This window comes from Mesorhizobium sp. M0633 (genome assembly GCF_040320645.1).
In the GTDB taxonomy this organism is placed as follows: domain Bacteria; phylum Pseudomonadota; class Alphaproteobacteria; order Rhizobiales; family Rhizobiaceae; genus Mesorhizobium.
In genome coordinates this window covers 111,673-121,822 of the sequence record NZ_JAMYQC010000019.1, presented here as the reverse complement: position 1 = coordinate 121,822, position 10,150 = coordinate 111,673, and the positions used below count along the sequence as shown (strand labels likewise).

The 10,150-nt window shown below is 64.5% G+C and carries 9 protein-coding genes and 1 pseudogene; 7 read left to right on the top strand and 3 right to left on the bottom strand.

Features of this window, described 5'->3' with window-relative positions:
* The 6 genes and pseudogenes from NKI47_RS20495 to NKI47_RS20470 all read left to right on the top strand — a co-directional run.
* Positions 1–367: pseudogene (locus tag NKI47_RS20495) on the top strand (DUF4350 domain-containing protein); the annotation flags it as partial.
* Positions 354–1,310, top strand: a complete 957-nt coding sequence (locus NKI47_RS20490) for an AAA family ATPase (protein ID WP_292661489.1) — start codon at positions 354–356, stop codon at positions 1,308–1,310. The pseudogene NKI47_RS20495 and the gene NKI47_RS20490, both read left to right, overlap by 14 nt.
* Positions 1,311–1,354: 44 nt before the next feature.
* Positions 1,355–2,614, top strand: coding sequence for a DUF58 domain-containing protein (locus tag NKI47_RS20485; protein WP_352593193.1), 1,260 nt, complete (start codon positions 1,355–1,357; stop codon positions 2,612–2,614).
* Positions 2,611–3,642: a stage II sporulation protein M gene (locus tag NKI47_RS20480; RefSeq protein ID WP_352593190.1), complete on the top strand. Its 1,032-nt coding sequence runs from the start codon at positions 2,611–2,613 to the stop codon at positions 3,640–3,642. The genes NKI47_RS20485 and NKI47_RS20480 overlap by 4 nt, the downstream gene beginning before the upstream one ends.
* Positions 3,629–4,495 (top strand): RDD family protein, encoded by an 867-nt coding sequence (locus NKI47_RS20475; protein ID WP_352593187.1) that lies wholly within the window; start codon positions 3,629–3,631, stop codon positions 4,493–4,495. The genes NKI47_RS20480 and NKI47_RS20475 overlap by 14 nt, the downstream gene beginning before the upstream one ends.
* 18 nt (positions 4,496–4,513) lie before the next feature.
* Positions 4,514–4,864 (top strand): hypothetical protein, encoded by a 351-nt coding sequence (locus NKI47_RS20470; RefSeq protein WP_352579849.1) that lies wholly within the window; start codon positions 4,514–4,516, stop codon positions 4,862–4,864.
* 40 nt (positions 4,865–4,904) lie between these two features.
* Here NKI47_RS20470 and NKI47_RS20465 read toward each other — a convergent pair whose 3' ends face one another.
* Positions 4,905–5,591, bottom strand: coding sequence for a D-lyxose/D-mannose family sugar isomerase (locus NKI47_RS20465; protein WP_352593184.1), 687 nt, complete (start codon positions 5,589–5,591; stop codon positions 4,905–4,907).
* Between the two features lie 246 nt (positions 5,592–5,837).
* On the opposite strand from NKI47_RS20465, the gene NKI47_RS20460 reads away from it, so the two are divergent.
* Entirely contained in the window at positions 5,838–6,896 is a 1,059-nt protein-coding gene (locus tag NKI47_RS20460) for a D-TA family PLP-dependent enzyme (RefSeq protein WP_352593181.1), read from the top strand.
* A gap of 233 nt (positions 6,897–7,129) precedes the next feature.
* On the opposite strand, the gene NKI47_RS20455 is transcribed toward NKI47_RS20460, so the two are convergent.
* Both NKI47_RS20455 and NKI47_RS20450 read right to left on the bottom strand, forming a co-directional pair.
* Positions 7,130–7,882: a heme ABC transporter permease gene (locus NKI47_RS20455; RefSeq protein WP_352593178.1), complete on the bottom strand. Its 753-nt coding sequence runs from the start codon at positions 7,880–7,882 to the stop codon at positions 7,130–7,132.
* A gap of 259 nt (positions 7,883–8,141) precedes the next feature.
* The gene (locus NKI47_RS20450; protein ID WP_352593175.1) at positions 8,142–9,911 is read right to left on the bottom strand and encodes a glucan ABC transporter ATP-binding protein/ permease; all 1,770 of its coding nucleotides are present in this window, start codon (positions 9,909–9,911) and stop codon (positions 8,142–8,144) included.
* Positions 9,912–10,150 lie beyond the last annotated feature (239 nt).

The window sequence follows — 10,150 nt, the reverse complement described above, 5'->3', positions numbered from 1 at the left end:
GGGGGGTCTCCGCCTGGGCGTTGGCGGGTTCGCCCGGCGGTTTTGCCCCCCCGCGGCCCAGCCGTTCCGAACGCGGCGGCGGGTCTATACGACGGCGATGCTCATGCGGCGTGCCGGCCGGCTGGACGAGCTGGGAGGCCGCTATGCGGCCTTGATGCGGGTGCGCGCCGGCGCGCTGCTCGGCGCACCGCAAGGGTTGCAAGGCAAAGCGCTCGACCACTGGCTCGACTCTCGCGATAAGGAGCAAGCCGGCGGCTTCACGACGCGCTCGCAAGCGGCCGGCGAGGCGAAGAATCTGACGCAGATGCAACAGGCAGCAGAACGGCTGCATGACTGGACGGCAAGGAGGCTCGGTGAACGTCGATGATGTGAAGGCCCTGGCGACACGGATCAGGGAAGAAGTGGCCAAGGCGATCACCGGGCAGCACGATACGGTCGACCTGATGCTGACCGCCTTGTTTGCGGGCGGGCATATCCTGCTGGAAGGTCCTCCGGGCACGGCCAAGACAATGACGGCGCGCTGCTTCGCCCAGGCGCTTGGGATCGCCTACGGGCGGATCCAGTTCACGCCGGACCTGATGCCCGGCGATATCGTCGGGTCGAACATCTACAACTTCCAGACCGGGCAGTTCACGCTGACGCGCGGCCCGATCTTCTGCGATCTCCTGCTTGCCGACGAAATCAACCGCACGCCGCCCAAGACGCAGGCCGCACTGCTCGAGGCGATGCAGGAACATGCGGTCACCTTCGACGGCACCACGCATTCGCTCGGCCGCAATTTCATGGTCGTCGCGACCCAGAATCCGATCGAGCACCAGGGCGTCTATCCGCTGCCGGAGGCGCAGCTCGACCGCTTCCTGTTCAAGCACCGCGTCAGCTATCCGGGCCCCGAGGAAGAACGAGCCATCATCGTCCATCACGGCGGCGGCTCCGCCTCGCACGACATCGCGCAATATGGCATCGAGGCGCAGACGGACCGCGAGACGCTGCAGGAGGCACTCGCTACGGTCGGCTCCGTCACCCTTGTCGACGATGTCGTCGGCTATATAGCGGCGCTGGTACGGGCTACGCGTGAAAATGCCGATCTGGAAGTCGGGGCCAGTCCGCGCGCCGGCGCCATGCTGGCGCGGGCGGCGCGGGCGCGGGCGGCGCTGGACGGACGCGCCTATGTGATCCCCGACGACGTCAAGGCGCTGGCGGTGCCGGCGCTGCGTCATCGCGTCATCCTTTCGCCTGCCGCCCAGATCGATGGCCGGCTGGTCGAGCAGATCGTCTCCGACCTGGTCGACCAGACGGAAGCACCACGTTGATCTATCCCAGCGGCCGAGCGGTATGGGCAGCTGCGGCCGGCGCGGTGCCGGCCTTCCTGGTCGCGCTGGCATTGCCGTCGTTCTGGTATCTGGGATTGCTGTGGAGTTGCCTGCTGCTTGCCTTCCTGGCGGTGGACGCCGCGGCCGGACGCGGACGGGCATCGCTGAATGCCAGCATCGATGCGCCGCAGCAGGTCGGTGTCGGTGGGGAATTCGGCGTGCAAATCACCGCCCGTCACTCGGGGCCGCGCGCCGCGGAGGCTCGGGTCGGCCACGATGCGCGTCTGGCGCCGGTGGACGGCAGCGGCGGCGCCTTGCTGCCAACCGCCGGAGGCGGGTCGCTCAACCTCCGCCTCCAGGCGCTGCGGCGCGGCGTCGCCAGCTTCGACCGTCTCTGGGTGCGCTGGCGCGGGCCGTTCGGGCTGGTCTGGAACCAGGTCGTCCTGCCGGTGGAAAGCAAGGTTGCCGTGCTGCCCGACGTCAGCAGCGCCCGCGGCGAGGCGATCACGCTGCTGCAACATGCGGCGCTTGCCGAAGGCCATGCGCAGCGCCGCGCCGGTCAAGGCCGCGAGTTCGACGCGCTCAAGGATTACCAGCCCGGCATGGGCCGGCGGATGATCGACTGGAAGCGCAGCGCCCGCCACGGCAAGCTGTTGGCGCGCGAGTTCCGCATCGAGGAGAACAACAACATCGTGCTGGCCATCGACAGCGGACGCCTGATGTGCGAGCCGGTCGACGGGGTGCCGAAGGTGGACCGGGCGGTGACGGCCGCCCTGCTGTCGGCATTCATCGCGCTGAAGGGCGGTGACATGGTCAGCTTGTTCGGCTTCGATGCAAGGCCGCGCGTTTCGAGCGGCGCGGTGCGCGGCCCCGCCAGCTTTGCGATGATCCAGAAACGGGCCGCCGAGATCGACTACTCCAGCGAGGAGACCAATTTCACGCTGGCATTGACGACGCTGGCGGCGCGGCTCGACCGCCGCTCACTGGTCATCATCTTCACCGATTTCGTCGATCCGATCAGTGCGGAATTGATGCTGCGCACCGTGGGCCGGCTCACCGAGCGGCATCTCGTGCTGTTCATGATGATGAAGGACACCGAACTGGAGGGCCTGGCCGACCTGCCGCCACGCTCCGGCGAGGATGTTGCCCGCGCGGTCGTTGCCGGAGGGCTCTTGCGCGAAAGGCAGGTCGTCATCGGCCGGCTGCGCCTGCTCGGGGCGCATGTGATCGAAGCCGACCACAGCCGGCTCGGTCCGGCGCTGGTCGAGCGCTATCTGCAGTTCAAGCAGGAGGATTTGCTGTGACGGCGCCGGTACGCGGCAATGCGGTGCGCGGCGACGCGGTACGCCAGTCGCTGGCCAGCTTCCGCCGCGAGCGCGAGGCCGACTGGAAGGCATTCGAGGCGCTGCTGGCGCGTGTCGAGAAGCGCGCGCCGCGGACGCTTTCCGAAGAGGAGCTGCTGTCGCTGCCGCTGCTCTATCGATCGGCGCTGTCTTCCCTGTCGGTGGCGCGCGCGACATCGCTCGATAATGCGCTGGTCGGCTATCTCGAAGCGCTGTCGCTGCGCGGTTATTTCTATCTCTACGGCGCGCGCCGCGGGCTGCGGCAGCGCCTCGCCGATTTCTTCCTGCATGACTGGCCCGAAGCCATTCGCGACCTGTGGCGCGAGACATTGGCGTCGGTCGCGCTGATGGTGATCGGCATTGGTGCAGGCGCCTGGCTGGTGGCATCCGACAAGAGCTGGTTCGACGCGATCATCCCGCCCGGCCTGGCAGGAGGCCGCGGCCCCGACACCTCGGCCGAACTGCTGCGCAACATGCTTTATGATGGCGACAATGGCTTTCTCTCAGGCTTTGCCGCCTATCTGTTCACGCACAACGTCCAGGTCGCAATCCTGGCCTTCGCCCTTGGCTTCGCCTTCGCGGTGCCGACGGTGCTGCTGATGCTGTACAACGGCTGCATGATCGGGGCGTTGTTCCAAGTCTATTGGTCCAAGGGGCTTGGCATGGAGCTCGGCGGCTGGCTGGCCATCCACGGCACCACCGAATTGTTCGCAATCTCTCTGGCCGGCGCGGCGGGCATGCGCATCGGCACCAGCATCGCCTTTCCCGGCGAATTGACACGCATGGCGGCAGCGGCTCGCGCCGGACGCATCGCCGCGAACGCCATGGTCGGGGTCTCGGTCATGCTGCTGTTTGCCGGGCTGCTCGAGGGCATTGGCAGGCAGACCATCACCAGCGACGTCACACGCTACGGCATTGGCGGTGGCATGCTGGTGCTGTGGATCGGTTATTTCTACCTGTTCCGGGCGGTGCGGCATGGCGATCGTTAAACGCGCCGCCTTCGCGGCTATACGGCCGCTGATCACGCCCGAAGGCGTCGATCTCCGGATAAAATTGGCCGACGCCGGCACGCGGGCCTCCGCCTTCCTGCTCGACATCGTGTTCATCGCCGTGGCGGCAATCGTGATCACGATCGTCGCGCTGTTCGGGGTGGGAGGCCTTGGCAGCGAGGGATTTCAGCCGCTCTTCGTCGTCTGGATCATCCTGATCTTCTTTCTGCGCAACGCCTACTTCATCGTCTTCGAAGCGGGCCGGCGCGCGGCTACGCCCGGCAAGCGGATCGTCGGCATCCGGGTCGCGTCGCGCAGCGGAGACGGCCTGTCGATCGACCAGGTGATCGCCCGCAACCTGATGCGCGAGATCGAGGTGTTCCTGCCGCTGTCGATCATCGTTGGACGCAGCGGGACCGACCTTGCCGACACGCTGACGACGGTGTTCGGACTGGTGTGGACGCTGCTGTTTGCCTTGTTCCCGCTGTTCAATCGAGACCGCATGCGGATCGGCGACCTGTTGGCGGGAACCTGGGTGGTCGAGGCGCCGAAGCGCGCCTTGCTTGAAGACCTGTCGGCACGGCAGGATCCGGCGGCCGGCGCCTTCCGGTTCAGCCACGCCCAACTCGATGCCTACGGGATTGCCGAACTCCACAAGCTGGAGGAGGTGCTGCGCCGCGACGACTATTTCGCCCTGCGGACGGTGGCCGAAACGATCGGACGCAAGATCGGCGCGGCACCCCAAGCCCATGACGCACGCGCGTTCCTGACGGCTTACTACGGCGAGCTACGGGCGCATCTCGAACGCAAGCTGCTGCTCGGCAACCGCAGGGCCGACAAGCATGCGCGGTAGACCGGAAGGGGGGACGGGATGCAGGTCAAAATTAGCGCGACTGAGGAATCCAGGATAGATCGCGCAATTCAGGCGGCGGTCTCTGGGTCCTGGGAAGAATTCAGCAGCCTCACCGACACTCCCTTTCCAAACGACGAATCGATGCGAGAGCAATTCGACGATTCCTCCCCCCGACTTCAGCAAGTGGGAGGAAATTGGAAACGAGAAACGGGCGTTGAGATCCTAGATGACGGAGTGCGCCTAATAATAGCGAGAATAGAAGCGCCGCCCACGGTGGATATCGTTTTTTCACTGCACAGCACGAGCGAATTCAGTGACAGCACAATCGGTATTCGGACATTTTTGCAGCAGCTGAATTGGGACTCCTAGCTATCAGTTCCGGCATTTCCAACCAGCGCCACCTCCTGCCCTATCCCACCCACTTCTCGTAGTCGGACACCAGCAGATGCAGCGGTGCTGTGTCCTCGTCGATGTCCGCGAAGCGGCCGATCGGCTCGCGGAAGACATTGTCGGTGAGATCGTCGTTGACGGTCGAGACCTCGCCGATCAGCACGTCCTTGCCCTCGGCCCAGAAGGCGTGCCAGACGCCCGGCAGCAAAGTGACGCTCTGGCCTGGGTCGAGCTTCAGCAGTCCACCCGCAGGCAGCCTGTGAATGGTTCCGTCGACAGGCACGGTCACTTCGGCCTTCGGATCGATGCCGCCATCGCGATTATGCATGAACAGCTCCAGCACCAGTTTGCCGCCGCCGCGGTTGATGATGTCCTCGGCCTTGATGTTGTGGCGGTGCATCGGCGACAGCTGGTCCTTGCGCGAGATCATGATCTTTTCGGCATAGAGCATGCCAATGCCCTTCTTCATGTCCTCGTAGCGGCCGTTGCGAACGGTGAACAGGAACAGGCCGAGCTCGTCGAATTTCTCCTGGCCGTAGTCGGTGATGTCCCAGCCGAGCCGGGAGGAAAAGATCGCCGAGGAATCCTGCCGGCGCGCCTTCATCTCTTCCGGCGACCAGTAGGCGAAGGGCGGCATGATGTAGCCGAACGAGCGGATGAAGGCGTCGGCGTCGCGGATGATGTCGTTGATGGCGGAGCGTTTCATGATCGTGGTTCCTTCCCGTCGCTTTGCGAGCGCTAGAACGGTTCATCGTTTCACGGAAACGCCGAACCGCTCTATCTTTTTTTGGACGCAATTCCGGACGGAAAACCGTTTCACACTTTTCCTGGAATTGCTCTAACCGCAATAGCCGAACGTCAATTCGGTGTCGATGCAAACTGCTGTCGCTGGCCCCATGACATGCGGTCCGATCAGGGCCATAAGGTCAACCAATTTTCCGATGGTGAGACCATGCGCAGCATAGACGACCTCGATACGCCGGCGATCCTGATCGATGCCGGCCGCGCCGAAGCCAATATCGCGCGGGCGCAGGCCCATGCCGACCGGCACGGGCTGAAGCTCAGGCCGCACATCAAGACCCACAAACTGCCCTACTGGGCAAAGAAGCAGATCGCGGCCGGCGCCGTCGGCATCACCTGCCAGAAGATCGGCGAGGCCGAGGTCATGGCCGACGCCGGACTGACCGACATCTTTCTGCCCTACAATATCCTCGGGCGGGCCAAGCTGGAGCGCCTCAAGGCGCTGCACGGCCGCGTAACCCTGTCGGTGACAACGGACAGCATGGACACGCTCATGGGACTTGCCGCCACCTTTACCGATCCCGGCCACCGCCTGCCGGTGCTGGTCGAATGCGACACCGGCATGGGCCGCTGCGGTGTGCAGTCGGCCGGCGAGGCAGTCGCGCTGGCGAGCGAGATCGACAAGGTCCGGGGGCTCGTCTTCGGCGGCTTGATGACCTACCCGGGGGCTGGCCGCGCCGCCGAGACCGAGGCGTGGCTCGCCGATGCGCAGCAAGCACTTGCCGCAGCCGGCCTTGCTTGCGAGCGCATCTCCAGCGGCGGCACACCCGATATGTGGCGTTCCGGCGAGCATAGCGTCGTTACCGAATACCGGCCCGGCACCTACATCTATCTCGACCGCTACCAGGTCACCAAAGGCGTCGGCAGCCTCGACGATTGCGCACTGACGGTGCTGTCGACGGTGGTCAGCCACCCAACGCCGACACGCGCCATCCTCGACGCCGGCAGCAAGGCCCTGTCCAGCGATACGCTGGGGCTCGCCGATTTCGGCGAGCTGCTGGGCATTTCAGGCGCAAGGGTGACCAGCCTCAGCGAAGAGCACGGCAACGTCACGCTGTCAGGCGGCGCCGAGCTTCGCATCGGCGAGCGCGTGCGCGTCGTGCCCGACCATTGCTGCGTCGTCACCAACCTGTTCGACGAGGTGCATCTGATCGAAGGCGACAAGGTGTTGGAGACGCTGCCGGTGGCAGCACGCGGGCGGATGGGGTGAGTCCAGCTGGAGCGCGTGCGCTTCAGGTACAAAATCCTTCAAACGCTGGAGGGACAGCGCCCCCCTCTGGCCTGCCGGCCATCTCCCCCTCAAGGGGGAGATCGGTAGCTTCGCCGGTAGCGCCTCTCTTTCAACATTCGCGATTGGCGAAACGATACGTGACATTCAATCTCCCCCCTTGAGGGGGAGATGTCCGGCAGGACAGAGGGGGGCGCGAAGGAACTCGACGAAGATCAGCTAGCCTGTCTCGCGGCAACCCGGCGCATCGAAATGACCCGGCGGCGGCGGATCTCGGTGCGCATAGCCATCAGATGCAGCGCGAAGAACAGCACGGTGAAGCCGAGTGCCATCACCAGCAATGGCCACAACAGGCTTGGATCGATGGTCGGGCCGCCGAGCCGGAACACCGACGCCGGCTGATGCAGCGTGTTCCACCAGTCGACCGAAAATTTGATGATCGGAATGTTGATGAAGCCGACCAGGGTGATGATGGCGGCGGCCCAGGCGGCGCGCCCGGCATCGTCGAGCGCGCGGGTCAGCGCGATGATGCCGAGATACATCAGGAACAGGATGAAGACCGAGGTCAGCCGCGCGTCCCACACCCACCAGGTGCCCCACATCGGCTTGCCCCAGATCGAACCGGTGATCAGTGCAAGGGCGGTGAAGACGGCGCCGATAGGTGCCGCCGATTTCAGCGCCACGTCGGCCAGCGGATGGCGCCAGACCAGCGTGCCCAGTGCCGCGACCGCCATCAGCGTGTAGCACATCATGGCAAGCCAGGCGAAAGGCACGTGGATATACATGATGCGCACGGTGATGCCTTGCTGGAAGTCCTCGGGCGCCGTGAAGCTCATGTAGAGGCCGACAGCGAGGATGATGGCGGCAACGCTCGCCAGCCACGGCACGACCTTGTCGGCCAGCCCGACGAACCGCGTCGGGTTGGCAAGGTCCATCCAGCCGGAGAGGCGTGAAGTCGTATCGCTCATGCCGCCTTACATAGACCGCCGGCGGAGTTGCGGCAACCGCAGCGGCGGTACGTCTTCCCTTCTCCCCTTGCGGGAGAAGGTGGATCGGCGCGTAGCGTCGAGCCGGATGAGGGGTCTGGACGGAGTGAGGCGCCAATGATCGCCGTGCGCCGAAGTCTGGATTTTGGATGAAGATTTGCGCCAAGCTGGAGCACCCCTCATCCGACCTCGCTTCGCGAGGCCACCTTCTCCCGCAAGGGGAGAAGGCAAGCCGCGCTGCTCAAGCGGCTTCGTTCACCGGACGGCTGAGGCGGCGGACCTCCTCGTCGTTGAGCAGGCCGCCGGCGCGCAGCAGGCTGGCGAAGCGACCGTTGCGCAGCGACAGTTCGGTGAACCCGCCCATCTCGACCACCCGGCCCTTGTCCATGAACACGACCAGATCGGCGTCGCGAACGGTGGTCAGGCGGTGGGCGATGATGAAGGTGGTGCGGCCGCGCCGCAATTCGTCGATGGCGTCCTTGACGCGGTCTTCCGTCTCGACGTCGAGCGCGCTGGTCGCCTCGTCGAGAACCAGGATGGGCGCGTCCTTCAGCACGGCGCGGGCGATCGCGATGCGCTGGCGCTCGCCACCGGACAGCTGTCCGCCGCGTTCGCCGACGACCGTGTCGTAGCCCTCGCACTTTGACAGGATGAAATCCTGCGCGGCGGCGGCATTGGCCGCGGCATGGACCTCGTCATAGGTCGCCTCCGCACGGCCGACGCGGATGTTGTCCTCGATCGAGCGGTTGAGCAGGCCAGCGTCCTGGAACACGGTGGCGATCGAATGGCGCAGCGACTTGCGGGTCACCGTGCGGGTATCGATGCCGTCGATCAGGATGCGTCCGCCGGACGGCGTGAAGACGCGCTGCAGAAGGTTGATGAGCGTGGTCTTGCCGGCGCCCGTCGGGCCGACGATGGCGACGGTCTGGCCGGCCTGGACCTCGAACGACGCGTCGTCGACGCCCTGCCCGGAATTACCGAACTCGAAGCAGACATTCTCGAAACGCACATGACCCGTGACGTTGACGAGGTCGCGCAGCCCGTCGGGCTCGGCGGCATCGGAAGCGGAGTCTTCGAGATGATAGAATTCCTCGAGCTTGGCACGTGCTTCGGAAATCTGGTTGGCAAAAGCCGACATCTGGTCGAGCCGGGCAATCAGCAGCGTGGCAAAGCCGGTAAAGGCTATGACGTCGCCGATGCGCAACTGGCCGTGCGTCACCAGGTAGGCGCCAATCAGAAGCACCACCATCATCGAAATCGTCGAGGACAGGCGATGCAGCGCGTTGGCCATTGCCCACCAGTCGAGCACGGGGTTCTGCACATCGAGCAGATTCTTGACGTAGCGCTTCAGCGCCTCGGTCTCGTGGCCGATGCGGTTGTAGCTCTGGAGGACGGCGACGTTGCTGACCGAGTCGGTCACATGCGCAAACACCTTGTGGTAGTGACGCTCCACGGCCGCCTGGCCTTCCTTGGTGCGCCGCATCACCAGCCGTCCGATGCCGACATAGAGCGCGCCAAGCGCCAGCAGCACCATCGACATGCGGATATCCATGCTGAGCGCCGTGGGCACCAGCAGAACCAACGCGACCGCTGTCGACAGGTGCTGCCGCATGAACTCGAGCCAGAGGCTGAACAGGGTCTCGACCGCCCGCAGAAGCGTGTGCAGGGAATTGGAGGTGCCGCGCTGATGATGCCAGGCAAGCGGCATGGTGATGACGCGCTCGAACGACTGGCAAAGAACCTCGCTGCGCCGCTGGTGGGCAAAGCGATCAGCGCCGCGCGCCACCAGAACGAAGGCGACGATATTGAAAGCGCCGATGCCGGCCCACATTGCGAGCGTCGAGAACACCGAGCCGCGGTCCGAAATGGCATCGATCACCCGGCCGAACATGATCGGCTCGAGAATGGCGATAATGGCAAGCGCGACATTCGCCCCGCAGATAAACGCAACGCGTTTCCTGTCGGCAGCGAGATAACCAAGGGCTCGCCAGTAGATTTGCAGAAGTGACACTTCAGCTACTCCGCCAATTATTTATGGTGCAGTGCGTCATTTTTTGACTCGTATCGGTTGACGCGTCGCAAAACAATGCTCGTCTAGCTCTTCCGTTCCCATTCCGCGAACAAAAGATGACGACGCTTCGAAATTTGCCGTGATCGTCTAACAGTTTGAGATAAAAGGTGAAATGTCAGCGTTGCGGCAAAATCATGGCAGCTGGAAAGCACTGCCACAATTTTAATCAGCAAGACCCT

Excerpts from the sequence above, each read along its gene's own strand:
- NKI47_RS20475 (WP_352593187.1), top strand. The coding sequence starts at position 3,629 with ATGGCGATCGTTAAACGCGCCGCCTTCGCGGCTATACGGCCGCTGATC.
- NKI47_RS20470 (WP_352579849.1), top strand. The coding sequence starts at position 4,514 with ATGCAGGTCAAAATTAGCGCGACTGAGGAATCCAGGATAGATCGCGCA.
- NKI47_RS20465 (WP_352593184.1), bottom strand. The coding sequence starts at position 5,591 with ATGAAACGCTCCGCCATCAACGACATCATCCGCGACGCCGACGCCTTC.
- NKI47_RS20460 (WP_352593181.1), top strand. The coding sequence starts at position 5,838 with ATGCGCAGCATAGACGACCTCGATACGCCGGCGATCCTGATCGATGCC.
- NKI47_RS20455 (WP_352593178.1), bottom strand. The coding sequence starts at position 7,882 with ATGAGCGATACGACTTCACGCCTCTCCGGCTGGATGGACCTTGCCAAC.